At 74.4% G+C, this 24,074-nt stretch carries 25 protein-coding genes; 11 read left to right on the top strand and 14 right to left on the bottom strand.

Annotation, left to right across the window (positions count from 1 at the left end; all coding sequences use genetic code 11):
• The first annotated feature begins 92 nt into the window (after positions 1–92).
• The 3 genes from HS045_RS15395 to HS045_RS15385 are packed head-to-tail and all read left to right on the top strand — an operon-like array spanning position 93 to position 2,025.
• On the top strand, positions 93–812 hold the full coding sequence (locus HS045_RS15395; RefSeq protein WP_230884051.1) for a GNAT family N-acetyltransferase: 720 nt from the start codon (positions 93–95) through the stop codon (positions 810–812).
• Between the two features lie 28 nt (positions 813–840).
• Entirely contained in the window at positions 841–1,413 is a 573-nt protein-coding gene (locus tag HS045_RS15390) for a hypothetical protein (protein ID WP_196452035.1), read from the top strand.
• A 48-nt stretch (positions 1,414–1,461) separates the two neighbouring features.
• Positions 1,462–2,025: a hypothetical protein gene (locus HS045_RS15385; protein ID WP_196452034.1), complete on the top strand. Its 564-nt coding sequence runs from the start codon at positions 1,462–1,464 to the stop codon at positions 2,023–2,025.
• A gap of 206 nt (positions 2,026–2,231) precedes the next feature.
• Here HS045_RS15385 and HS045_RS15380 read toward each other — a convergent pair whose 3' ends face one another.
• Positions 2,232–2,933, bottom strand: coding sequence for a TetR/AcrR family transcriptional regulator (locus tag HS045_RS15380; RefSeq protein ID WP_196452033.1), 702 nt, complete (start codon positions 2,931–2,933; stop codon positions 2,232–2,234).
• A gap of 73 nt (positions 2,934–3,006) precedes the next feature.
• On the opposite strand from HS045_RS15380, the gene HS045_RS15375 reads away from it, so the two are divergent.
• Positions 3,007–4,332: an FAD-dependent oxidoreductase gene (locus tag HS045_RS15375; RefSeq protein ID WP_196452032.1), complete on the top strand. Its 1,326-nt coding sequence runs from the start codon at positions 3,007–3,009 to the stop codon at positions 4,330–4,332.
• On the opposite strand, the gene HS045_RS15370 is transcribed toward HS045_RS15375, so the two are convergent.
• Positions 4,322–5,317 (bottom strand): DMT family transporter, encoded by a 996-nt coding sequence (locus tag HS045_RS15370; protein WP_230884050.1) that lies wholly within the window; start codon positions 5,315–5,317, stop codon positions 4,322–4,324. The two genes, HS045_RS15375 and HS045_RS15370, sit on opposite strands and share 11 nt — an antisense overlap.
• A gap of 186 nt (positions 5,318–5,503) precedes the next feature.
• Positions 5,504–6,271: a trans-aconitate 2-methyltransferase gene (locus HS045_RS15365; protein WP_230884049.1), complete on the bottom strand. Its 768-nt coding sequence runs from the start codon at positions 6,269–6,271 to the stop codon at positions 5,504–5,506.
• 59 nt (positions 6,272–6,330) lie between these two features.
• On the opposite strand from HS045_RS15365, the gene HS045_RS15360 reads away from it, so the two are divergent.
• The gene (locus tag HS045_RS15360; protein WP_196452031.1) at positions 6,331–6,900 is read left to right on the top strand and encodes a CGNR zinc finger domain-containing protein; all 570 of its coding nucleotides are present in this window, start codon (positions 6,331–6,333) and stop codon (positions 6,898–6,900) included.
• 219 nt (positions 6,901–7,119) lie between these two features.
• On the opposite strand, the gene HS045_RS15355 is transcribed toward HS045_RS15360, so the two are convergent.
• The 3 genes from HS045_RS15355 to HS045_RS15345 form a co-directional block, all read right to left on the bottom strand.
• A complete protein-coding gene (locus HS045_RS15355; RefSeq protein ID WP_196452030.1) occupies positions 7,120–7,482 on the bottom strand; it encodes a VOC family protein in 363 nt (120 codons plus the stop codon).
• Positions 7,483–7,604: 122 nt separating this feature from the next.
• Complete coding sequence (locus tag HS045_RS15350) at positions 7,605–8,138, bottom strand: hypothetical protein (protein WP_196452029.1); 534 nt, start codon at positions 8,136–8,138, stop codon at positions 7,605–7,607.
• 131 nt (positions 8,139–8,269) lie between these two features.
• Positions 8,270–9,937: a CHASE3 domain-containing protein gene (locus HS045_RS15345; protein WP_196452028.1), complete on the bottom strand. Its 1,668-nt coding sequence runs from the start codon at positions 9,935–9,937 to the stop codon at positions 8,270–8,272.
• A 186-nt stretch (positions 9,938–10,123) separates the two neighbouring features.
• On the opposite strand from HS045_RS15345, the gene secA2 reads away from it, so the two are divergent.
• Positions 10,124–12,460 (top strand): accessory Sec system translocase SecA2, encoded by a 2,337-nt coding sequence (gene secA2 / locus HS045_RS15340; RefSeq protein ID WP_196452027.1) that lies wholly within the window; start codon positions 10,124–10,126, stop codon positions 12,458–12,460.
• A 47-nt stretch (positions 12,461–12,507) separates the two neighbouring features.
• Here secA2 and HS045_RS15335 read toward each other — a convergent pair whose 3' ends face one another.
• From HS045_RS15335 to modA, 4 genes are all read right to left on the bottom strand, one after another.
• The gene (locus HS045_RS15335; protein WP_196452026.1) at positions 12,508–13,767 is read right to left on the bottom strand and encodes an aminoglycoside phosphotransferase family protein; all 1,260 of its coding nucleotides are present in this window, start codon (positions 13,765–13,767) and stop codon (positions 12,508–12,510) included.
• 101 nt (positions 13,768–13,868) lie between these two features.
• Positions 13,869–14,897, bottom strand: coding sequence for an ABC transporter ATP-binding protein (locus tag HS045_RS15330; RefSeq protein WP_196452025.1), 1,029 nt, complete (start codon positions 14,895–14,897; stop codon positions 13,869–13,871).
• Positions 14,898–15,060: 163 nt separating this feature from the next.
• Positions 15,061–15,843, bottom strand: coding sequence for a molybdate ABC transporter permease subunit (gene modB, locus HS045_RS15325; protein WP_196452024.1), 783 nt, complete (start codon positions 15,841–15,843; stop codon positions 15,061–15,063).
• Positions 15,844–15,924: 81 nt separating this feature from the next.
• Complete coding sequence (gene modA, locus HS045_RS15320; protein ID WP_307827538.1) at positions 15,925–16,743, bottom strand: molybdate ABC transporter substrate-binding protein; 819 nt, start codon at positions 16,741–16,743, stop codon at positions 15,925–15,927.
• Positions 16,744–16,853: 110 nt separating this feature from the next.
• Between modA and HS045_RS15315 the strand changes: the two genes are divergently transcribed.
• Entirely contained in the window at positions 16,854–17,654 is an 801-nt protein-coding gene (locus tag HS045_RS15315) for a helix-turn-helix transcriptional regulator (protein WP_307827537.1), read from the top strand.
• Between the two features lie 92 nt (positions 17,655–17,746).
• Here the strand turns inward: HS045_RS15315 and HS045_RS15310 are convergent, their stop codons facing one another.
• Entirely contained in the window at positions 17,747–18,154 is a 408-nt protein-coding gene (locus HS045_RS15310; RefSeq protein WP_196452022.1) for a RidA family protein, read from the bottom strand.
• Positions 18,155–18,229: 75 nt separating this feature from the next.
• On the opposite strand from HS045_RS15310, the gene HS045_RS15305 reads away from it, so the two are divergent.
• Positions 18,230–18,838 (top strand): TetR/AcrR family transcriptional regulator, encoded by a 609-nt coding sequence (locus HS045_RS15305; RefSeq protein ID WP_196452021.1) that lies wholly within the window; start codon positions 18,230–18,232, stop codon positions 18,836–18,838.
• 122 nt (positions 18,839–18,960) lie between these two features.
• Here HS045_RS15305 and HS045_RS15300 read toward each other — a convergent pair whose 3' ends face one another.
• Entirely contained in the window at positions 18,961–19,872 is a 912-nt protein-coding gene (locus HS045_RS15300) for a PaaX family transcriptional regulator C-terminal domain-containing protein (protein WP_196452020.1), read from the bottom strand.
• Between the two features lie 81 nt (positions 19,873–19,953).
• Between HS045_RS15300 and HS045_RS15295 the strand changes: the two genes are divergently transcribed.
• Positions 19,954–21,054, top strand: a complete 1,101-nt coding sequence (locus tag HS045_RS15295; protein WP_230884048.1) for a S9 family peptidase — start codon at positions 19,954–19,956, stop codon at positions 21,052–21,054.
• A gap of 27 nt (positions 21,055–21,081) precedes the next feature.
• Here the strand turns inward: HS045_RS15295 and HS045_RS15290 are convergent, their stop codons facing one another.
• Positions 21,082–21,612: a helix-turn-helix domain-containing protein gene (locus tag HS045_RS15290; protein WP_196452019.1), complete on the bottom strand. Its 531-nt coding sequence runs from the start codon at positions 21,610–21,612 to the stop codon at positions 21,082–21,084.
• A gap of 77 nt (positions 21,613–21,689) precedes the next feature.
• Here HS045_RS15290 and HS045_RS34560 point away from each other — a divergent pair, with 77 nt between their 5' ends.
• Complete coding sequence (locus HS045_RS34560; protein WP_230884047.1) at positions 21,690–23,261, top strand: serine aminopeptidase domain-containing protein; 1,572 nt, start codon at positions 21,690–21,692, stop codon at positions 23,259–23,261.
• Here HS045_RS34560 and HS045_RS36160 read toward each other — a convergent pair.
• The gene (locus tag HS045_RS36160) at positions 23,236–23,556 is read right to left on the bottom strand and encodes a hypothetical protein (protein ID WP_307827536.1); all 321 of its coding nucleotides are present in this window, start codon (positions 23,554–23,556) and stop codon (positions 23,236–23,238) included. The genes HS045_RS34560 and HS045_RS36160 overlap by 26 nt on opposite strands.
• Between HS045_RS36160 and HS045_RS36155 the strand changes: the two genes are divergently transcribed.
• Positions 23,483–23,908: a cellulose binding domain-containing protein gene (locus tag HS045_RS36155; protein WP_307827602.1), complete on the top strand. Its 426-nt coding sequence runs from the start codon at positions 23,483–23,485 to the stop codon at positions 23,906–23,908. The genes HS045_RS36160 and HS045_RS36155 overlap by 74 nt on opposite strands.
• Positions 23,909–24,074: the final 166 nt, after the last annotated feature.

Genomic DNA, 24,074 nt, shown 5'->3' with positions numbered 1-24,074 from the left:
TCGACCGTCCGGCCTGAATCCGGGTGGCCTTCCGGGAAAACACGCCAAGTGGACCTGGGGACCGGCCGGATCCCCCTTCTAGGGTCGTCCGCATGACCGCACGCATGCCCTCCCCCGTCATCCTCGAAGGCGCCGCCGTACGGCTGGAGCCCCTGGCCCCCGCCCACCTCCCCGATCTCCTCGCCGCGGGGGGCGGCGACCCGGAGGTCTGGCGCTGGCTGGGGGTCCCCGTACCGGAGACCGAGGCGGAACTGGCGGCGATCGCCCGCCCTCTCATCGAGGACGACCGGCACACGCCGTTCGCGGTGGTCCTCCGGGAGACCGGCCGGGCGACCGGCTGGACGGCCTACATCGACGTGCCGGGGTTCGACGACAGCGTCGAGATCGGCTGGACCTGGTACGGCAGGGCCGTCTGGCGCACCGCGGTGAACACGGAGTGCAAGGTCCTCCTGATCGACCACGCCCTCGGCCCGCTCGGGTTCAACCGGGTCCAGCTCAAGACCGACCACCTCAACACCCGGTCCCAGGCCGCCATCCGGCGTCTCGGCTGCGCCTACGAGGGCACCCTGCGCCGCCACCGCCGCCGTCCCGACGGCACCTGGCGCGACACGGTCTACTTCAGCGTGCTCGACCACGAATGGCCCGCCCACCGCGCCCGCCTCACCGCCCGCCCCGCCTCCACCGCCTCCACCGCCTCCACTGCCCGGCCGGCCTCGGCCGCCGCCGTCCACCCCGTCTCCGCCGCCGCCCACCCCGTCACAACCGAGGCACAAGCGGATCACCAGTGGTCCTTGGGAAGCTCCGCGACGTAAGCGAAACCGCGTCGCAGGAGGCACCCCCATGGGGAAGAAGAAGGCGTTGTCCACCGCGGCGGCCGCCCTGACCGCCCTGGCGGCCATGACCGTGGCGACTCCCGCGCCCGCGTCCGCCGCGGCCGTGGTGATCGAGGTCGAGCGCTCCTACGCCGGAACGGTACGGGAGTGGATCGACCCGTTCGTCTGCCCGACGAACATGGTGCTCACCGGCCGCTCGCACCACGGCGACGAGAACGCCGCCACCACCTACTACTGCAGCTTCATCCTCATCAACGGGGAACAGGCCCAGGTCCACATCGGCGAGTGGACCTCCCGCAAGAAGGAGAGCCGGTCCGACTACAGCGCCCTCGACCACCAGGTGGTCGTCGGCAGGTGGCACGAAGGCGACGAGAACGGCTACACGAGGTACCGTCCCGCCACCGTCCACTGGCAGGGCCGGCAGGTGCTGCTGGCCGACGGGGACATCAGCGGCGCGTACCGGGAGAGCTCCCACACCTGGCACGCGGACCGGAACAAGGTCATGACCGGCCGGCTGCACAACGGGGACGAGAACGGCACGACCTACTACCGGTTCGCCACCGTGACCGTCGCGGGCTGACCCCGCCGCCCCGCGCGTGATCGAACTCCTCGAAAGGAACCGAAGACAATGAGAACGTACGGCAAGGCCCTGTCCGTCGCCGCCGCGGTCGCCGCCCTGTCGGCCACCGCCATGACCGTCCCCGCCTCGGCGGCGACGATCAAGATGGAGCGCATCTACAGCGAGACCGTGTCGGAGTGGTGGGGCGTCCAGTTCACCTGCCCGCCGAACCAGGTGCTCACCGGCCGCTCGCACTACGGCGACGAGAACGCGAAGACCACCTACCACTGCAGCCGGATCCTGATCGACGGCGAGCAGGTCCAGGTGCACGCCGGAGACTGGACCCCCGCGCAGCGGGAGAGCCGGGCCGACTACAGCGCCCCCGACCACCAGGTGGTCGTCGGCAGGTGGCACGAAGGCGACGAGAACGGCGACACGAGGTACCGCACCGGTGCGATGTACTGGCGGGGGCAGCAGGTGCGGCTGATCGACGGGGACACCAGCCGCGAGTACAAGGAGAGCAGCCACACCTGGCAGGCGGCGCCCGGCAAGGTCATGACCGGTCGCGTCCACTACGGGGACGAGAACGGCAAGACCTGGTACCGGTTCGCCACCGTGTCGTTCGAGGGCTGACCGCCCGCACCCCGCTCCTCGCCGGCCGCTCCTCGCCGGCGCGGCCGTCTCGGCCCGTCTCGGCCCGGCGGGGAACGGCGGGGAACGGCGGGGAACGGCGGGGAACGGGCCGAGGCGGCCGCGCCGAAGGGCACGGGTGTCGCCTCCCCGGCCTTTCCGCCGTCGGCGGGCGGGGCCGGACCGCCGGTGACCGCTCGGGATCCGGATCAGCTCCGGACTCCCGGGACGGAGCCGCCGGACAGCATCCCGGCGAGCAGTTCCCGCGCGCCGAGGCGGAGCTCGTCCAGAGTGGGCTCGGTCCCGGCTCCGACGATGGCGTCGAACATCACGCCCTCCCCGAAAGCGACCAGCTGGCGGCCGTGCCGTACCGGATCGGGGGAGCCCGCGGCGGCGAGCAGGGCGACGGCCGGCTCGCGGAACCGGTCCCCCGCCCGGTCGTAGACCGCCCGGAGCTCGGGGCGGCGGGTCGCCTCCAAGGCCAGCTCGTAGCGGGCGACCGTGCGATGGCGGTCGACGGTGAGCTGCGCCCACAGCGCGCGGGCCATCATCTCGGCGAGCGCGTCCAGCGCGGCCCGGCCCCTTCCTGGCTCGCCGCCGCCCCGATCCCCCGCTCCCTCCGCGACCGGCGGCCCGCCCGTGGCTCCGGCCGCGCCCCCTGCCGCACCCTCGGACGCGTCCCCGCCCACGCCGCCGGCCGTGAACGACGAGAAGAGCTCCACCTCCAGCTCGGTGAGCCGGGCGAGGGCCAGCTCCAGCAGGGCCGAGCGGGTGCGCGCGAGGTTGGACGTCGAGCCGGGCGGCAGACCGGCCGCCTCGTCGACCGCCCGGTGGGTCAGCCCGCGCATCCCGCGCTCGGCCAGCAGGGTGATCGCGGTCTCCGCGACCAGTTCCGCACGTTGGGACTTCACCCCGGGATACTACATTTGTAGTTGAACTACAGGAGTAGTACCGTTCACTACATTCGTAGTGAAGGAGATGGACATGGCGCGCGCAGTGGTGGTCGGAGCGGGGATCGGCGGGCTGACCGCGGCGGTGGCGCTCCAGCGGCGCGGCTGGGACGTCACGGTGCTGGAGCGGGCGGCCTCCCTGGAGCCGGTCGGCTCCGGGCTCGCCGTCGCGGCCAACGCACTCAGGGCGCTCGACACGATCGGCGTCGGTGACGAGATCCGCGGACTCTCCGCCGTCCAGGGCGACGGCGGGGTGCGGAGCGCGGACGGGCGGTGGCTGGTGCGGACCAGCGCGGAGACGGTGACCGCCCGGTACGGCGACTCGGTGGTCCTGCTGCGCCGCGCGCAGCTGGTCGACGCGCTCGTCGCGCGGCTGGCCCCCGGCACCGTGCGGCTGGACACCGCGGTCACGGGCGTGGACCCGGAGACCGGCGCGGTGACGGCCGTGACGGCGGGGTCCGGCCCACGCGCCGGCCGCGCCGCCGCCGCGACCCGTCCCGGGACCGAAGCCCCGGGCCCCGGGACGCAGACCGTCCTGGAGGCCGAGCTGGTGGTGGCCGCCGACGGCGTCCGCTCCTCCGTCAGGGCGGCGCTGTTCCCCGGCCACCCCGGTCCGCGCCACTCCGGGACCACGAGCTGGCGGGTGCTCGTCCCCGCCGAGGGCGTGCCCGGCCAGGCCTCGGAGAGCTGGGGCGCGGGCAAGATCTTCGGGATCATGCCGCTGGCCGGCGGCACGACCTACTGCTACGCCACCGACACCGTGCCCGCGAGCGCCGCGGACGGCGGAAGCGGCCCCGGTGACGCGGACGGCGGGAGCGGTCTCCGTGGCGCGGACGGCGGGAGCGGCGGCAGCAGCGCGGACGGCGCGGACCGCGACCGGCTCGCGGAGCTGCGGCGGCTGTTCGGCGGCTGGCACGCCCCGATCCCGGAGCTGCTCGCCGCGGCCTCGCCGCAGGACGTGCTCCGCAACGACGTCCACTACCTGGCGTCCCCGCTGCCGGCGATGCACCGGGGCCGGGTGGCGCTGCTGGGCGACGCGGCGCACGCCATGACGCCCAACCTGGGCCAGGGGGCCTGCCAGGCGATCGAGGACGCGGTCGTGCTGGCCCACGTCGCCGGACCCGGGGACGGCGACGTCCCCGACCTCGCCTCCCGGCTGGGGGCCTACACCGCCGCCCGCCTGGAGCGGACCTCGAAGATCGTCGCCCGCTCCGCCGCGGTCTGCCGCGCCACGAAGATCCGCAACCCGCTCGCCGTACGGCTGCGCGACACGATGATGCTGCTCGCCGCACGGCTCGCCCCGGGACGGGCCGCCGGCGCGGCGGACGACGTCTTCGGCTGGCGTCCCCCTACGGCGTGATCGAAACGCCCTCGGAGGAAGAAGAGGCAGCCGAGGCCGAGGAGGAGGGACCTGGGACGGGAGCGGGCTCGCGGGCCGGAGCGGGCTCCGTGGACGACTCCGGAGAGGACTCCGGCGCGGGCTCCGGGGAGAGGCCGGGGACCGCGACCGGGGCGGACGCGGGGGCCTTGTGGTCGGGGGCGAGCCGCCCGAGGGTGAGCGTCCCCCAGACCATGAGCGCACCGGCCAGGAGCGCGGGGAGCGCGTTCGACCAGCCCGAGGGCATCGCCTCGTCCAGCAGGAGCGCTCCGGCGAGGATGGAGGTGATCGGGTCGACCACCTGCACGCCCGCGTAGGCGATGCCGAAGTAGCCCACCTCGTAGGACTTCTGCAGCAGCACGACCGCGCAGACGAGCAGCACCGGGACCGCGAGGGTGAACCAGCTGACCAGGTTGGCCCAGTCGCCGCCGAAGTTCCCGCCCACCACCCGGACGAAGGTGGAGACGCTGGCCGTCACCGCGCCGGCGGCGACCGAGAGCACCAGCGCCTTGGCCGGGCCGCGGGCCCTGCGCCCGGCCAGGTGGGCCACCAGCACGACCAGCCCGACGCAGCCGAGGAAGCCGAACGCCTCCCGCCCCGTCATGTGCGGCGTCACCGCGTGCGAGGGGACCAGCAGCAGCAGGCCCAGCAGCCCGACGGCCACCGCGGCCGAACCGACGACCTCCGCCCGGTGGGCCGTCCTGCCGTGCAGCATCGCCGCGAGCGGCACCGCGAACACCAGCGTCGCCACACTGATCGGCTGCACCGCGACCAGCGGCGCGAAGCTCAGTGCCACCGCGTGCAGGGACGCACCGGTGAAACCGATGACGCCTCCCAGCCACCAGCGGGGGCGTCTCATCAGCTTGAGCGAGGCGCCCTCCGCGACCGCCTCGAACTGCTGGAGCGCGGCGCCCAGGGCGTAACCGAGCGCGCCGACGAGAGCGATCGAGATCCCGACCCAGGTCATCGCCACCCGCCCTCGGGAGAAGCCGCGCATGGGTAAAAAAGCGATACTCGGGTCATCCATCCAGCTTAGGGCTCCCGACGGCCTGTTAAGGGCCTCCCCAAGGACGATCGACCCTCTCCGCCCCGTTTCCGGCGGTCTTCCCGCCGGTCCCGGCCGCGCTGCCGGAACCGGCGGGGACCGGCCGGGTCAGCCGCGGACGGCGCACAGGAGCCGGTCGTGGCCGCGCTGCCACAGGGGGCCGATCTCGGTGAAGCCCGCGTCGCGGAGGGCGCCGACGTGCTGGGAGAGCAGCGGGGACTCCGAGCCGTGGTGGTCGGCGCCCGCCGTGGCGCGGGCCGCGTGGAGATCGTCGAAGGCGGGGTCGGCGGCGACCGCGTCCCACCACTGGCGCCAGTTCTCGGGGCGCCGGCCGGCGAACCTGCGTCCGGCCTCCCGCTCGTGCAGGGCGCGTTCGAGACGGGCGAGGGCCGGGGTGGCGTCGTCGGTCTCCAGGTTGTCGCCGTTGAGCAGCAGCCCGCCCGGACGCAGTACGGCCGCCAGCTCGGCGTACGTCTTCGGCAGGTCCGCCGCGGAGATCCAGTGCAGCGCCGTGGTGCTCACCACGGCGTCGGCGGGCCGGTCCAGGCCCAGCGAGCCGCTCCAGCCGGGTGTGCGCAGATCGGCGGAGACGAACCTGAGACCGGGGTGGGCGGCCCGGCCGAGGCCGAGCAGCAGCGGGTCGGCGTCGACCGCGACCACCGTCGCCCGGGGCAGCCGCTCCAGCAGCCGGATCGAGAGCGAGCCCGGCCCGCAGCCGAGGTCGACGACCAGCGGGTCGGGACGGCCCAGCGCCTCGACGGCGTCGATCAACGCGGTGAAGCGCTCCTCGCGTTCGGGCACGTAGCCCTCCTGCTGACGGTCCCAGCGCGAGATCCATTCGCGGGCGGCGTCACGGGTGAGCACCATCGCCTCCATGTAACTATCGTTTAATCTTATGACAGTTACAACCTAGACGCGGAGAGGTAACTGGTCAAGTGGATTTCAACAGTCACGCCGATGCGATCGTCCGGGTGGCGGTGGGCCTGGTCAACGAGCTGACCCCCGGCGAGAGGCGCGGTCGCGATCTCCCACCGCCGCGCGACCTCGCCGCCGCCGCCGCCGAGGGCCTGCGGACCGGCTACCCGGAGCACCGGGAGGTCACCGAGGAGGAGGCCCGCGAGCTCGCCGGGGTCGCGGCGCGCCTGCGCGCCGTCTTCGACGCCGTCGCGGCGGAGGACCTGGACGCGGCGGCGGAGCGGGTCAACGCCCTGCTCGAGGAGACCCGCGCCCGGCCGATGCTCCAGCGGCACGACGGGGAGCCCTGGCACCTGCACTTCCACGGCACCGGCGGCACCGCCGCCGAGGACTGGGCGGCGAGCTGCGCCACCGGGCTCGCGATCGTGCTGGGCGGCGAGTTCCACGACCGCCTCGGCGTGTGCACGGCGCCGCACTGCGACCGGGTGTACGTGGACGTCTCCCGCAACGGCACCCGCCGCTTCTGCGGCACCGCGTGCCAGAACCGCGTCAAGACCGCGGCCTTCCGCGCCAGGGGCAGGACCGCGTGAGGCCCGCCGATCGCGGGGCCGCCCGCCGGCGGCACGCACCATCTGATCACGACCGCAGAAGACGACGACGGCTCACCCACGAGGGCTCGGCGTTCCGGCAGAGGACGGCGTTCCGGCAGAGGACGGCGAAAAGATCCGGGCCGGGTTCGTGACCCGCCCGGTTCATGACCGGCGGGACGGTGCCATCCGGATGGCACCGTCCCGCCGGGCGCGGCCGGGTCAGTCGCGGACCGGGCAGACGCAGAACAGGTGGCCCTCGGGGTCGGCGAGCACGGTCCAGTTCTCCCCGCCGGGCTGGAAGTCCGGCTTGGTCGCGCCGAGCTCCACGTACTCCGCCACCGCCCGGTCCACGTCCGGGACCCGCACGTCGAGGTGGAACTGCTTGTCGGGGCCGGGCCAGGCGGCGGGCCTGCGCTCGGCGTTCTTCTGGAAGTAGATCGTCATGGTGCCGTCGCCGATGCCGGCGTACTCGTCCTCGGCGTACTGGACCTCGTAGCCGAACACGGTGGCGTAGAAGTCCGCGAGCCGCTTGGGCTCGGCGCAGTCGAGGGTCACGGCGAGGAACGTGGCTTTCGTGGTCATGGGACCATCGTGACCGCCGTACCTGTCAGATCGTGTCAGGTACGGCCGGGGCTTTCACCGTCGTGCGGAGGGGCCCGCCCATGGCCCTCCGCCATGGGACAGAGACGGCTCGCAGGCCCCCACTACGGCAGGACCAGCTCGTGGACCCTGACCGCCATCGGACCGGCCGGGTCGTAGACGACCTTCACCGGGATCCGGCCCTTGCGGAGCCGGTCGTACAGGTCGATCGGGTCGCAGCGCTTGGTGCCCAGCTCGTAGGCGCTGCGGGTGTCGTACGGGTGGCCCGCCGGAGGCTTGCCGCACTTCTTGTTCACCTGGCGGAAGTCGAGCCCCTCGGTGTAGTCGATCCTGATGGGGGCGCCCTTGCGCCTGCCGATGTTCCAGCCGCCGTTCTCGCCCTCGCCGTGGCCGTAGCGGCTGACCCGGTGCGGGGTGACGATCATCGCGGAGTTCCCGGACCTCTTCGCCCAGCCGTACACCGTCTTCAGGCCGGACTCCTGCCCAGTGGTCGGCGCGGTGGCCGGTGCGGTGGCCGGCGCGGTGGCCGGCGCGGACACCGCCGGAGCCGAGGCGGGTGCGGCGGCCAGGGCGGGCGCCGCGCAGACGAGCAGGAGGGCGGCGGCGGCGAGGGCCGTGCCGGTCGAGGTCTTGTCCACGTTCTCTCCGATCTCGGGACCGGGCCCATCCTGGCACGGCAGACCTCCCGCGCAGAGGCGGTGACCCCGTGATTCATCCCATGCCGGAAAGGAACAACCTTCTACCGGAAAAGCGCGTCACAGGCTCCCCCTCAGCCGGACTCCCGGACGAGGTCCGGTACGGAGTCCCCCTCGGCCGCCGGCTCCTCCCGGGGGCCCGGCGACGCCTGGTCCGCACCGGACGGCCCGGTCTCCTCCCCGGCGTCGCCGGTCGCGGGCAGGGCGATGACGAAGCGCGTCCCGTCCGTGTGGCCGGTGTCGAGCCAGATCCTCCCCCGGTGGTACTCCACGACCTTCCGGCAGATCGCCAGGCCGATGCCCGTCCCCTCGTAGGCGTCCCGGTTGTGCAGCCGCTGGAAGATGACGAAGATCTTGTCGGCGAACCGGGCGTCGATGCCGATGCCGTTGTCCGTGACGGTGATCAGCCACTCCCCGTCCTCGCGCCGCGCCTCGATCCGGACCACGGGCGCGCGGTCGGGGTGGCGGAACTTCAGCGCGTTGCCGATCAGGTTCTGCCAGAGCATCACGAACTGGGCCCGGTCGCCGGTCACCTCGGGCAGGGGGCCGACCTCGATCTCGCCCCCGGACTCCTCCACCGCCGCGGTGAGGTTGCGCAGCGCCGCGGTGATCGTCTCCGCCAGGCCGAACGTCACCGGCTCGCGGGTGATCCGGCCCACCCGGGAGAAGGTGAGCAGTTCGTTGATGAGCACCTGCATGCGCTTGGCGCCGTCCACCGCGAAGGCGATGTACTGCTTGGCCCGGTCGTCCAGCTGCCCGCCGTACCGCTGCTCCAGCATCTGGGTGAAGCTGGCCACCTTGCGCAGCGGCTCCTGCAGGTCGTGGCTGGCCACGTAGGCGAACTGCTCCAGTTCGGCGTTCGAGCGCCGCAGCTCGGTGGTCTGCTCCTCCAGCAGGTGCCGGGCCCGGTGGCTCTCCTCCAGCTCGGCCACGATCCGCTCGCGCATCGCCTCCATGTCGCGGGACAGGGCCGCGATGTCGGCCGGGCCGCCGATGTCGATGTGGTGGTCGAAGTCCCCGCCGGTGACCCGGCGCGAGGCGGAGCCCAGCAGGTCCAGCGGGCGGAAGACCACCACGCGCAGCAGCACCGCCACCGCGATGATCGCGAACAGCAGGACCGTGAGGATGCCGAGGAAGGCGGCGTCGCGGACCAGCCGCGCGTCGCCCAGGTCGGCGCGCGCGTCGTCCCGCGCCCGCGTCCAGGCGGCGTTCTGCGCGTCCAGCGCGGCGCGGACGGCCTCGAAGGCCTTCCGGCCCGCCTCCGCCTGCGCCGTGCCCACCTTCCCCACGCCCTCGTCACGGGTCAGCTGGATCATCGGCTCGGCGTGCCGGTCCCGCCACAGCCCGATCAGGCGCTCCACCTCGTCCAGCTCGCGCAGCGTCCGCCCGTGCGAGATGAGCCGCCTGATCTCGTCCACCGACCGCCGCTCGGCCTCCCGGCCGGCGGTGTAGGGCTCGAGGAACTCCTCCCGTCCGGTGAGGACGAAGCCCCGGACGCCGGTCTCCTGGTCCAGCAGGGCGGTCTGCAGCCGCTCCGACTCGACCCGGGCCGGGGAGATCTGGTCCACCAGCCGGTTGGACACCTGCGCGGTGTGGCGCAGGGCCGCGGCGCCGGTCACCGCGGCCACGGCGAGCAGGAAGGCCATGGCCAGGAGCACGACGTTGACCCACCCCTGCGCGCTCCAGCGGCCCACCCGGGCCCTCTGCGCGGGGGGCGGTGCGGCCTTCTCCTCAGCGGTCATCGTCCTCGTACCTTCTACCTTCCGGCGGCGCGGCCCCGCGGGGGCCGGGGCCCGGGGCCACTGCCCCGCGGGGAGCGGGACTCACAGCGGGACAAGATACCGGCACGGGCTCCGGATCCGCTCCGGTCCCGCCGCACCGCACCCACCGCAGGGAACGGGATCCGCGAAACGGGCGTTGGAGGGAACGTGGCGTCGATAAAGCAGTTCGTCAGGCGGTTCCTGGAGCGTCCCGGTTCGATCGACCTGGCGCCCTTCGAGCGGACGGTGGCGGCCTCCCGGTCCCACGAGGAGCGTCTGCGGGCCGCGGAGGAGCTGCCGGAGCCCCGGGTCGACGACCTGGCCGCCTTCTGCGCCCTGCTCCGGGAGGCCGCCGACCGGTCGCTGGGGCTGCGCCCGTACGACGTGCAGCTCGTCGGCACGCTGGCCATGCTCTCCGGCAACGTCGCGGAGATGGCCACCGGCGAGGGCAAGACCCTCTCCGGCGCGATGGCCGCCGCCGGATACGCCCTGCAGGGCAGGCGGGTCCATGTCATCTCGGTCAACGACTACCTGGCCCGGCGCGACGCCGAGTGGATGGGCCCGCTGTACGCCGCGCTGGGCGTCACGGTCGGCTGGATCGGCCAGAACTCCACGCCGGACGAGCGCCGCGCGGCCTACGCCCGGGACGTGACCTACGGCTCGGTCAGTGAGATCGGCTTCGACGTGCTGCGCGACCGGCTCCGCACCGACGTCGCCGAGCTCGTCGTGCCCGAGCCGGAGGTCGCCCTGGTGGACGAGGCCGACTCGGTGCTGGTGGACGAGGCGCGGGTGCCGCTCGTACTGGCCGGGGCCGCCGACCCGGGCGACGCGGTGCCGGAGATGGCCGCGCTGGTCCGGCGGCTCGTCAAGGGCTACCACTACGAGACCGACGACCAGGCCCGCAACGTCCACCTGACCCCCAAGGGCATCGACACGGTCGAGAGCGCCCTGGGCGTCGAGCTCTACGACACCCCCGGGACCCTGGCCGAGGTCAGCCTCGCCCTGCACGCCCACGCCCTGCTCACCAAGGACGTCGACTACATCGTCCGCGACGGCCGGGTCCACCTGGTCAACCCGTCGCGGGGCCGGGTGGCGCTGCTGCAGCGCTGGCCGGACGGCCTGCAGGCCGCGGTCGAGGCCAAGGAGGCGCTGCCCGCCTCCGAGACCGGCGAGATCCTCGACTCGATCACCGTCCAGGGGCTGATCACCCGCTATCCCGTCAAGTGCGGGATGACCGGCACGGCCGTGGCCGTCGGCGACCAGCTCCGCGAGTTCTACGGCCTCACGGTGGCCGTCGTCCCGCCCAACCGGCCGCTGGTCCGCACCGACGAACCGGACCGCCTGTTCGAGCACGCCATGGAGCGGGACCGGGCGCTGGCCGACGAGATCGCCGAGGCGCACGCGACCGGCAGGCCGGTCCTCATCGGGACCCTCGACGTGGCGGAGTCCGAGCGGCTCGCCCTGACCCTGGCCGGGCGCGGCCTGGAGTGCGTGCTCCTCAACGCCAAGAACGACGCCGAGGAGGCCTCGATCATCGCGGCGGCCGGGGAACGCGGCGCGATCACGGTCTCCACCCAGATGGCCGGGCGCGGCACCGACATCCGCCTCGGCGAGGGGGTCGACGCCCTGGGCGGGCTGTACGTCATCGGCTCGGGGCGGCACGCCGCCAGCCGCCTGGACGACCAGCTCCGCGGTCGCGCCGGCCGGCAGGGCGACCCCGGCGGCTCGGTCTTCTTCGTCAGCGGCGAGGACGACCTGATCAGCCACTACGTCGCCGACGAGTACCACGGCGGGGTGCCGTCCCGGCGGCTCGTCGCGCACGCCCAGCGCGTCGCCGAGGGCGTCGACATGGAGATCCACCGCAACACCTGGCGCTACACGCGCCTGCTGGAGCGGCAGCGTGAGGAGGTGCTGGCACGGCGGGACAAGGTCCTGCGCGGGCGTACGGCCTCCGAGGCCCTCGCCGCGGCCGCCCCCGAGCGCTGGGCCGAGGTGCGGGAGAGCCTGACGGGCGGGAACGCGGCCGGCACCGGAACCGACGGGACCGCACCCGCTGAAACCGACGGGACCCGGGCCGACGGGACCGCACCCGCTGAAACCGACGGGACCCAGGCCGGATCCGGCGCCGGAGGGGCGGCGGACGTGCTGCACGAGGCCGCCCGGCAGATCGTGCTGTTCCATCTCGACCGCTGCTGGGCCGAGCACCTGGCCTATCTCGGAGAGGTCCGGGAGGGCGTCCACCTGCGCGTCCTCGGCCGGGCCAACCCGATCGACGAGTTCCACAAGGAGGCCGTCGACGCCTACCGGCGGATGCTGGCCGAGGTGGAGGCCCGCTCGGTCGCCGCATTCGAGGCCGCGGAGATCACCGCCGACGGCCTCGACCTGGAGGGCGCGGGTCTCAAGCGCCCCACCGCCACCTGGACCTACCTCGTCCAGGACAACCCCTTCGGCACCGAACTGGAGCGCATCACCAGCCGACTGGCCCGCAGAGTCAAGCGCCGCTGACCGATCCGCCGCCGAGCCGTTCCGCCGGCGGGTCACCCGCCTCCGGGTCACCCGCCGCCGAGCGATTCGCCGCGGCCGAGCCGTTCCCCTGCCGCCAGGGCCGCGCGGATCTCGGCCGCCGGATCGCCTTCGTGGTAGACGCGCTCGCTCGCCTCGATGCCGTCCAGGAACTCCTGGTAGCGCACCGCGTACGCCAGTCGCGCGAAGGGCCCGGCCAGGGCCAGCGACCTGGCCGGGTCGGAGCCGGGGACCAGCGCCGACCAGGCGGCGGTCCAGGCGCCGGTCACCTCGTGGCGGCGGTCGGCGGGCAGGAACGCGCACGTCCGCAGCGCGTCCAGCGCGGGATGGCCGAAATGGCAGTCGGCGAAGTCGACCGCGGCCGTGCGCCGCCCGTCCGACCGCCAGTTGCCGGGATGGAAGTCGGCGTGCACCAGGGAGTAGGGCAGGCCGCACTCCTCCAGCGCGGTGGCCAGGGCGGGCAGCCTCTCGGCCAGCCGATGCGCCGCCGACAGCTCGGCGGCGGTCAGTCCGGTCGCGGCCTCGCCGTCGAGGAGCCCGTGCACCGGCTCCGCCAGGACACGCGGGGTGCGGTCCGGCAGGCCGTCCGGGATCCCGTCCCGGCGCCGCGCGAGCGCCGCCTGCGCCGCGGCCCAGCGGCCGGTCATCGCGCGGACGGTCTCCGCCGGGGCCTCCCAGCAGTCCTCGCCGGGCAGGTGGTCGAGGACCACCCGGCGGCGGCCGGCGTCGGACGCCACGACGGCGGGGACGAGCTCCGGATCCACCGCCGCGAGTGCCTCCATCGCGTCCGCCTCCCACGTCGCGAAGGCGGGCGTCTCCTTCAGCCAGACCGGGCCCTGCGCGGTGGGGATGCGGAACAGCCCCGACAGGTTCCAGGTCTTCACCTGCCGTACGGCTCCGCTCGCCGGGCGGCCCGCCGCCCGCAGCGCCTCCCGGGCCCACTCCAGGGACTCCCGGAGACCGGACGCGGTGGCCCATCCGGCCCGGCGGGCGGCGGGCCGGAGCAGCTCCGCCGCGTCGGCGGGCGCCGCGCCGAGCAGACCCTCGCGGGGGCGGCCGAAGGCCTCGGCGTGGTAGGTCACGTGCCCGTCCCTGGCTCCGCCGCCGCCCCGGACGTCCACCAGCCGCAGCACCATGACGGGCACGCCGAGCACCGCCGTCAGATGGTCGGCGACCGGTCCGACGTCGGCCCACCAGGGGGTCGCCACCGGGAACGGCCCGAGGCTCCCCAGGCACTCGCCCTCCGACGTCACCACCGCACCGGCCGTACGGCCCCGTTCCCGTCCCATCGGACCAGTCTGGACGTCCGCGCCCCGCCGCCGCGAACGGTTATCCGGCCCCGGGACGGCCGTCCGATCCCGGTCCCGGCCGAAGGCTCCCGTGTGGCCGGTCAGGCCGGGTAGGCGTGGGTCTCGGTGGCCTTGAGGGCGGCCCAGACCCGTGCGCCGGGCCGGAGGCCGAGCTCGGCGACCGCGGCGGCGGTGACGTCGGCCGACGCCTCGATCGGCCCGGTGAGCAGCACCCGGACGTGGTCGCCGTGCCGCTCCACCCCGCCGATCACCGCCTCCCAGAGGTTGCGGGGCGTGCCGTCCGGGCGGGTGCGGTAGAGGGCGACCGCCGTGGGCGGGAAGGCCACGAACACCGGGCCGGTCTGGGACTCGGCCGCGTTCAGCGTGACGCCGTCCAGCCGTACGGCGTGCCCGTCGGCGACGCCCCGGTAGAGGTTGAGCCCGACCAGCCGGGCGACGTAGTCCGTACGGGGATGGCGCGCCACGGTCGAGGGGGCGCCTTCCTGGACGACCGCGCCGTCCTCCACCACGACGAGCCGGTCGGCCAGCACCATCGCGTCGAGCGGATCGTGGGTGACCAGCACGGCGGCCCCGTCGAAGTCGCCGAGGTGGCGGTGGAGGGCCGCGCGGACGTCCAGGCGGGTGTGCGCGTCGAGGGCGGCGAGCGGTTCGTCGAGGAGGAGCAGGCGGGGCCGTACGGCCAGCGCGCGGGCGAGCGCGACCCGCTGGGCCTGCCCGCCGGACAGCTCGCGGGGCCTGGCCCCGGCGTGCCCGGCCAGGCCGACGCGCTCCAGCCACTCGGCCGCGAGCGCGCGGGCCCGCCGCTTCGGCACGCCGTGGCAGCGCGGGCCGAAGGCGACGTTGTCCAGTGCGGACAGGTGCGGGAAGAGCAGGTAGTCCTGGAAGACCATGCCGACCGGGCGCCGCTCGGCGGGGATCGTGTGCAGCGGCTCGCCGTCGAGGCGGATGTGCCCGGCGGACAGGGGCAGCAGCCCGGCCAGCGCCCGCAGGACCGTGGTCTTGCCCGCGCCGTTGGGGCCGAGCAGGGCGACCACCTCCCCGGCGGCCACCTCCAGCTCCAGGTCGAGGCGGAACCTCGGCCGCTCCACCATCAGCCTGGCACCGATCATGGTCTTCCCGCCCTCCCCCGGGGAGCCGGTACCGCGCTCACGGCCCCCGTCCCGGACACGGTCTCCGTCCCCGGCACGGTCTCCGTCCCCGGCACGGTCTCCGTCCCCGGCACGGTCTCCGTCGCGCTCCCGGCACTCGCGGTCTCCGTCACGTCCGCGGCGCTCACGGCGTCCCCGCCCACCGGTCGCGGAGGCTGGCCAGCACGAGCACGGAGACCGCGAGCAGGACCAGGCTCAGCACGATCGCGGCCTCGGGATCGGTCTCCAGCGCGAGGTACACCGCGAGCGGCATGGTCTGCGTCCGCCCCGGGAAGTTCCCGGCGAAGGTGATGGTGGCCCCGAACTCCCCCAGCGCCCGCGCCCAGCACAGCACCGCTCCCGCCGAGACGCCGGGCGCGACGAGCGGCAGCGTGACCCGGGTGAACACCCGCCACCGGGACGCCCCGAGGGTGGCCGCGGCCTCCTCGTAGCGCGGGTCCGCCGCCCTGAGCGCGCCCTCCACACTGATCACCAGGAACGGCATGGCCACGAACGCCTCGGCGAGCACCACCCCGGCCGTGGTGAACGGGAACGAGATCCCGAACGCCTCGTACAGCCACCGCCCGGCCAGCCCGTTCCGGCCGAGGACGAGCAGCAGCGCGACGCCGCCGACCACGGGCGGCAGCACCAGCGGGACCGTCACCAGGGCCCGGATCAGCCGCCGCCCGCGGAGGTCCCCCCGGGCCAGCAGCCAGGCCAGCGGGACCCCGAGCAGCAGGCAGATCGCGGTGGCGAGGGTGGCGGTGACCAGCGACAGGCGCAGCGCCTCCAGCACCAGCGGTTCGGCCAGCCGTTCGCCCATCCCCGCCCAGGGGGCTCTGACCAGCAGGCCGAGCAGGGGCAGGACCAGGAAGACCAGCCCCGCGACCGCCGGGACCACCAGCGGCCACGGCATCCGTCCTCGCATCCGGCCGTCCCCTCCTCTCCCGTTCCCTCCGCCCGCGCCCGCGGGAGGCGCGGCGTTCCTCCCGGACCGGTCTCCCCGCGCCTACGGGACCTCGAAGCCCGCCGCGGCCAGCGCGTCCCGGCCCCGGCGGGAGAGGACGAGGTCGGTGAAGCGCCGGGCGAGGTCTCCGGCGGGCGCCGGCCGCAGGACCGCGATCGGGTAGTCGTTGACCGCCTGTCCCGCCTCGGGGAAGTCGACGCCCTCGACCCCGCCCGCCGACGGGCCCGCCGAGGAATCCGCGGCGGGGCTCCCGGACGGCCTCCCCGAACGGCCCTTCGCGGCCCGCACGTCGGTCCGGTAGACCAGCGCGGCGTCGACCTCGCCGAGGACGAGCTTGGTCAGGGTGGCCTTGACGTCCTGCTCCAGGGTGACCGGGGTGACCTTCACCCCGGCGGCGGCCAGGGCCTTGGCCGCCGCCGCCCCGCAGGGCACCTGGGGCGCGCAGAGGGCGACCTTCGTGCGGGGGTCGGCGAGGTCCGCCAGACCGCCGATCCGCCCGGGGTCGCCCGCCGGGACCGCGATCTGCAGCCGGTTGCGGGCGAAGACCGCGGGCGCGTCCGCCAGGGACGCGTCGGTGACGGTCTTCATGGTGGCCGGGCTGGCGGCGGCGAACACGTCGGCGGGCGCGCCCTGGACGATCTGCTGCGCCAGCGTGGCGCTGGAGCCGAAGTTGAACCTGACGTCCGTCCCGGGATTCGCCGCCTCGAAGTCCGCTCCGAGCCCGGTGAACACCTCGGTCAGCGAGGCGGCGGCGAACACGGTGACGGTCCGCTCCGCGCCCTCGGAGGAGGAGCACCCGGCGGAGCCGGCCAGGAGCGCCAGCACGGCCAGTGCCGTCGCCCGGAGATTTCGATGGCCCACGCCGCCTGATCCTGGCACACGCCGCGCCCGCGCCCGTCTCCGGGATGTCGCGATCACCGTTACACCACCGGTAATGGTCTGGCAGATCATTGCTGGATATCGTGTGGTTCGTGACCACCACCAGCGCGAACCGGCCGGTCGGCGAGCTGCTGCGCCAGTGGCGGGAGCGCCGGAGGATGAGCCAGCTGGACCTGGCCATCCAGGCCGACATCTCCACCCGGCACCTGAGCTTCGTGGAGACCGGCCGCTCCAAGCCCAGCCGGGACATGATCCTCCACCTCGCCGAGGAGCTGGACCTGCCGCTGCGCGAGCGCAACCACCTGCTGCTCGCCGGCGGCTTCGCCCCGGTCTTCGCCGAGACCCCGCTGAACTCCCCCGAGATGGCCTCGGTCCGCGAGGCGCTGGGGCAGGTGCTGAGCGGGCACCAGCCGTACCCGGCGGTGGTCGTGGACCAGCGCTGGAACCTGGTGGACCGCAACCCCGCCACCGGGCTGCTGCTGCGCGGCGTCGCCCCGGAGCTGCTCGAACCGCCGGTCAACGTGCTGCGGCTGAGCCTGCACCCGAGGGGCATCGCGCACCGGATCCTCAACCTGGGCGAGTGGCGCGCCCACCTGCTGCACCGGCTGCGCCGCCAGATCAGCCTGACCGCCGACCCCGAGCTGACCGAGCTCTGGCGGGAGCTCGTCGACTACCCCTGCGACCAGCCGGAGCCCGAGCTCGGCACCGGTCCCGGGCAGCTGGTGATCCCGCTCCGGCTCCGCCGCGGCTACCGCGAGCTGGTCTTCTTCAGCACGATGACGACCTTCGGCACGCCGCTCGACATCACCGTGGCCGAGCTGGCCATCGAGGCCTACTTCCCGGCCAACCCCGAGACCGCCGCCTACCTGCAGCACCAGCACCACCCCGACTAGCGCCGCACCGGGTACGGCCCCGCACCCGATACGGCCCGCACCCGGTACGGCGCCGCCGCCGAGCGGCGTCCGGGAGGACCCGCCCGGGAGGACTAGTCGATCACCGCGATGGCCTCGACCTCGACCAGGAGGTCCGGCTCCGCCAGCGCCGCGACGCCCAGCAGCGTGATCGGCTTGACCGGGTCGACGCCCAGCTTCGCCGCCGCCCGGCTCACCCCCTCGCCCAGCAGCGGCATCTTCTCGGGGCTCCAATCGACGACGTAGGCGGTGAGCTTCGCGACGTCGTCGAAGGAGCCGCCGGCCTCGGCCAGAGCGGTGCCGATGTTGAGATAGGCCTGCTCGACCTGCGCGGCGAGATCTCCTTCGCCGACCCGTCCGCCGTCGGCGTCCCGGGCGACCTGGCCCGCGACGAACACCAGCTTCGACCCGGTGGCGATCGACAACTGCCGGTAGGCCTCGGGCTTCGGCAGTCCTTCGGGGTTGATCAATGTGACGGCCATGGCTTCTCCTTCATGTCAGGGGCGGATCGGCGTTTCCTCGAAACATAGCATAGCTATGCTATGTATTCTTGAGTCATGGCGAGGACGAAAGATCCGACGGTCCGCTCCCTGCTGCTGGAGCGGGCCGCACAGATGCTCCGGGCCCGGCGGCCGGTCACGCTGCGCACGCTGGTCGCCGGGACCGGCGTCTCGACGATGGCCGTCTACACCTACTTCGGCGGCATGGACGGGCTGTGGCGGTCACTGCGCCAGGAGGGCTTCACCCGGCTGGCGGCCAAACTCGCAGCCGTCCCGGTCTCCGCGGACCCGGTGCGGGACCTCACCGCCCTGGCCGCCGCCTACCTGGCCAACGCCCTGGAGAACCCCGACCTCTACCGCGTCATGTTCGACGCGGACTTCGAGCTCGAAGACGCCGAGGCGGCGGACGCGACCCTGGACCACCTCGTCCGGGCCGTCGACCGGGCCAAGGCGGCCGGCCGCTTCCGCGACGACGTCTCCCCGCTGGAGCTGGCGACGCAGAGCTGGACGGTCGGCCACGGGCTCGCCTCGCTCGTCGCCACGGGCCCCCTGCCGCACGAGGCGCTCGCCCACGCCGTTCCCCTGCTGACCGCGCTCTTCATCGGCGCGGGGGACGGCCCCGACGCCTGCCGCCGGTCGGTGGAGCGCGGCTGGGGCAGGCCCTGACGGATTCGGTGGAGCGCGACCGGGGCAGGCCCTGACGGATTTCGACGGCGCCGCCGGACGCACCGCCCCGACCCCGCCGCACGAGGACACCGGGACCGGCGGCCGGAGCACCCGCCGGCCCTTCAGCCCGTCCGCCCGGTTCCCGCTCCCACGATCTCCCGGACCGCGTCGCCGTAGAGGCGGAACAGCCGGGGCCCCGGGGCGCCCTCCTCCCGCCGCAGCAGTTCCGCCCAGCACCGGGCGACCAGGTCGCGGGCCCGTACGCCCGGCCAGGGCCGGGGCAGCAGCTCGGGCGGGAGCAGCGGGTCGGGCTCGACGGCGCGGGTGAACTCGGCGGCGAGCTCGATCGCGATGCCGACGACCTCCTCCCGCGTCAGCGGAGCCGTACCGCGCAGCCGGGCCAGGCGCGTCCCGGCGATGCCCGCGAGCCGCTCGTGCGCCCGGGCGAAGCGTTCCAGCGGCCAGAGCCGGGCCGCCAGTGCGCGCGGATCGCGCTCGCCGCCCAGGCGCAGGTCACCGCTGGTGAGGAAGGCGACGTGCTCGGCGAGACCCAGCCGGGCGGCCTCGGCCTCGACCAGTTCCTCCCAGTCGTTCGGCGAGACGTACAGGCCGCCGTGCACGGGTGCGCCGCCGAGTCCGACGATGGCCTCGCGCAGCGCGTCGCGGGCGGGACGGGCCGTCTCCGGCACCGCGAACGCCACCAGGCGCCAGGTGCCGTCCCACGGGGCCTGCCCGCGGTCCTGGCGGTACATGTGGCGCATGAACTCGGCGTGCGGAGCCATCGACCTGCGGGTTTCGTCGGTCGCCCGCAGCAGCGCCCGGCGGCCCCGCCCCTCCTGCGTGAGCCGCCCCTCGGCGACGAGCCGCTTCACGCACAGCCTCACCTGCTGGTCGGACATGCCCAGCGCGGTGGCGACGGCGTAGAGCTCGCCGGCGTCGATGGTCCCGTCCTCGCGGACCATGCCCTCCACCAGGACCCGGGTGGGGACCTCCGCGCCCGCTCCCCCGCCCTCCTGCTCGCGGTCGTCCGACATCTCCTCACATCTCCTATCTATCATTGCTGATACGTTCGTACAGTAATCGATAGTTTTGCATTTGAGAGAACAGAGACCGCGATGAGCCCCGACCCATCCCCATCCTCATCCACTCCGGCCGTCTCCCCGGCCGCCTCCCCTGCCGCCGGCGGGGGCCGCCGGTGGCGGCGCCGGCTGCTGTCGTTCACGGCCGGCGTGATCGCGCTGATCCTCGCGTGCGGAGGCTGGGTGGTGTACCAGCACACCTACGACCTCAGGGAGGAGCAGGTGACCATCACCGGCGGCGAGCACCCCCTGAAGGGCGTGCTCGCCCTGCCCCCCACCGGCCGCGGGCCGTTCGGGCTGGTGGTCTTCGTGCACGGCGACGGCCCGATCGACGCCACGCACGAAACCTTCTACCGCCCGGCCTGGGAGGCGCTCGCCGAGGCCGGATACGCCTCCCTGTCGTGGAACAAGCCGGGCGTGGGGGGCGCCCCGGGCCAATGGCTGCACCAGAGCATGGACGACCGCGCCCGGGAGACCCTCGACGCCATCGCCTGGGCCAAGACCCGGCCGGACGTCGATCCCGCGCGGATCGGGCTGTGGGGCGCCAGCCAGGCCGGCTGGGTGATGCCCAAGGTCGCCGTGCGCATGCCCGAGCTCAGGTTCGTCATCGCCGTCTCGCCTGCGGTCAACTGGCTGCGGCAGGGACGCTACAACCTGCTGGCCGAGCTGGAGGAGGCCGGCGCCTCGCCGCGGGAGGTCCGGGCCGCGGTGGCCCGCAGCGACAGGACCCGGGAGCTGCTGGCCGCGGGCGCGTCCTTCGAGCGGTACCGGGCGGCGCTCGGCGGCGCGCAGGGGATGACCCCCGACCGCTGGCGTTTCGTCCTGGCCAACCACACCTCCGACGCGACCGCGGACCTGGAGAGGATGCGGACCCCCGTCCTGCTGATGCTCGGCGGCCACGACGTCAACGTCGACGTCGCCGAGACCGAGGACGTCTATCGCCGGCTGCTGCGCCGGCCCGGCCAGCTGCAGGTACGGCACTACCCCGACGCCACGCACTCCCTGGTGCCGAAGGACGTCGAGGGATCCGAGCTCAGGTCGTTCCTGCTCGCCGTGGCCGCCCCCCGCTCCCTGGCGGCCGAGGGATACCTGGACGACCTGCGCCGCTACGCGGTGCGACAGGACGGGGGGCGGTGACCGCCGAGGGCGGGCGGGGCCGGGCCGTCAGGGCGCGGACGGCATCAGGACGGTGGTGACCGTCCGCCTCGTCCGCCCCTCCCCCGGCCCGTTGCCCGCCCTGGCCTGGAACACGGCCCGCAGGTCGGCCGTGAACGCGGCGAACTCGTCGTCGGAGAGCCACAGGGCGGCCTGCCGGTAGCCGACGCCGTCACGGCGCAGGTCGACGTCGCCCCGGTCGAGGTAGCGGTCGTAGTCGGCCAGCAGCCCCGCGGCGAAGGCCATGAACGCCCGCCGGTGGTCTTCGGGGGACATCGCCGCCAGGTCCTCCTCGGAGACCTGCGCCGCCGCCAGGCGCAGCGCGTAGGTGCGCTCCACCGCGCCGCGCACCCGCTGCTCGCCGACGACCTCCAGCACGCCCGCGTCGGCCAGCAGCGCGACGTGGCGGTACAGCGTGGCGGTCGAGACGTCGGAGAGCTCCGCGGCGAGGGCGGCGGTGGTCATGCGGCGGTCGCCGAGCAGCGTCTGGACGATGCGCAGGCGGATCGGGTGGAGAAGGAGATCGGCCGTCGTCTTCATGGGTGAACACTCTCATAGTTGACATCAATCTCAAAGATGAGAATACTCATGAATGGACATGGCGGAAAGGATGCATGATGGCGACGATGACGGTGGTCGGTGGCGAGCTGGTGCTGGCGCTCGGCCGGGGCGAGCGGACCGCGGGACTGCACGGGGACGTCCGGGTGCCGCTCTCCGCGGTCCGCGAGGTCGCCGTCGTGCGGAACCCGGTGGCGGAGGTCCGCGGCCTGCGCGCCCCCGGCCTGGCCGTCCCCGGGCGGACGAAGATCGGGACCTGGCGGAGGGCGGGCGGACGGTCGTTCGTGGTCGCCCGCCGGGACGTGCCCGCCGTGCGGGTGGCGCTGAGCGGCGCCCGCTACGACGAGCTGCTGGTCAGCCACACGGCCGCGGCGGAGCTCGCCGCGCGCATCCGCGAGTCGGCCGGACTGCCCGCGCCGGTCGCCGAGGAGCGCGCCACGTTCTCCTCCGGCGGCCTCACCCTCGGCGGCACGCTCGCCCTCCCGCCCGCCGACCCGGCCTCCCCGGGCACGGCTCCTGCCGGTACGGTCCCCGCCGCCCCCGGCTCCACGGGTACGGCCTCCGTGGATGCGGCCTCCGCGGGTACGGTTCCCGGCAGGCGGAGGCCGTACCCGGCGGCGCTGATCATCACCGGGTCGGGCCCGCTGGACCGGGACGCGAACCACCCGCGGATGCCCCTGCGGATCAGCCGCGACCTGGCGCACGCGCTGGCCCGGGCCGGGATCGCGTCCTTCCGCTACGACAAGCGCGGCGCCGGGGAGTCGCAGGGCTCCTTCCTCGCCGCGGGCCTGACCGACAACATCGACGACGCGCGCGCCGCGCTGGCCTGGCTCCGGGCCCGCCCGGAGATCGACCCGGCGGCGGTGTTCGTCATCGGCCACAGCGAGGGCGCCGTCATCGCCACCGCCCTGGGAGCCGAGCCGGCTGGGGGCGTCGAGCCGGCCGGGAACGCCGGGAGCGCCGAGCCGGCCGGGAACGCCGGGAGCGCCGAGCCGGCCGGGAGCGCCGGGGGTGCGGCGGACACCGGGGGTGCGGCGGACCTGGCCGGGATCGTGCTGCTGTCCCCCATGGCGAAGACGGGCGAGGAGACCCTGACCTGGCAGACGCGGCAGGTCGCCGGGGACCTGCCCGCGCCGGTCCGGGTGATCCTGCGCCTGCTCCGCACCGACGTGGTCGCCAAGCAGGCCGAGGCCGTCGCCCGGCTCAAGGCCACGACGACCGACGTCGCCCGGGTCCAGGGCCGGAAGACGAACGCGCGCTGGCACCGCGAGTTCATCGCCTTCGACCCCGGACCGGCGCTGCGCGCGCTGCGCGCCCCGGTCCTCGCCGTCACCGGCGCCGCCGACGTCCAGGTGGACCCCGCCGACCTCGACGCCATCGCCGCCGCGGCGGGCGGCGCCCGAACGGACGCCGGAACGGACGCCGGAACGGACAACGGGACCGGAACCGGCGGCGACGCGGCGGGCCGCGACGTGACGACCGTGCGCGTGCCCGAGCTGAGCCACCTGCTCCGCCGCGACCCGGACGGCGGCGGCCTGCGCACCTACAAGCAGCAGATCCGCAGGCCCACCGACCCCGGTCTCCTCTCCCTCGTGACGGACTGGATCACCGAGCGCCTCCCCCGGCCCTGAGACGTCCGCGGGGACGTCCGCACAGGAAGGTTTCATCCTCTCCGCGCCCGCCCTCGTTCGCCTCCCTCGCCGACCGGTACGGCTTCATCGTCGTCCACCCGTCCGCGACGAGGAGCGGCTCCTGCTTCGGCGTCTCCTCGCCCCAGGCCCTGTGGCGCGACGGCTGCTTCGCCACCACCGACGGCTCCTCCTGGAACACCGGGTTCACCGCCGCGGCGAAGATCACCGATTCCGGCTCCGCCGCGGTCAGCGGCTGGTCCCTGGCCTTCGCCCTGCCGGGCGGGCAGGCGGTCACCAACGCCTGGAGCGCCGCCGTCTCGCCGAACGGCGGCCAGGTGACCGCGAGGAACGTCTCCTACAACGGAACCATCGCGCCGGGCGGCTCGGCCGAGTTCGGCTTCCAGGCCGACCACACCGGGAACACCGGCAAGCCGGCCTCCTTCACCCTCAACGGCACGGCCTGCATCGCCGGCCGACCCTGCGCGGGCGGGCCCTTTCACGGCGGGGGTACGGCATGCCGTACCCCCGCCGTCCGCGGAGAGTCCTCTTCGGCCTCCGTGGGCGGCCCCCGCCCGTCCAGGGCCGGCCGCCCCGCGGCGGCGGGAAGACGCGGGTCTCCCCTGAAACCGACCGTCCTCACCCGATGACCACGCACGGGCGCCGTCCACGCTGACGGGCCGGCGCTGGACGAGCGCACCGACCGGCTGTGCATCACCGGCTCCGTACTCGGCACGGTGTGGACGGTCCCGGTGACCGGCGGCGAGCCGGTGGCGTGATCCACCGCCGGTATCCGGCCAGGTCGCCGAAGTCGAC

Source organism: Planomonospora sp. ID82291 (assembly GCF_015711645.1).
GTDB lineage: Bacteria > Actinomycetota > Actinomycetes > Streptosporangiales > Streptosporangiaceae > Planomonospora.
Note: the sequence above shows the minus strand (reverse complement) of the source record. Positions and strands in the feature narration are given on the sequence as shown.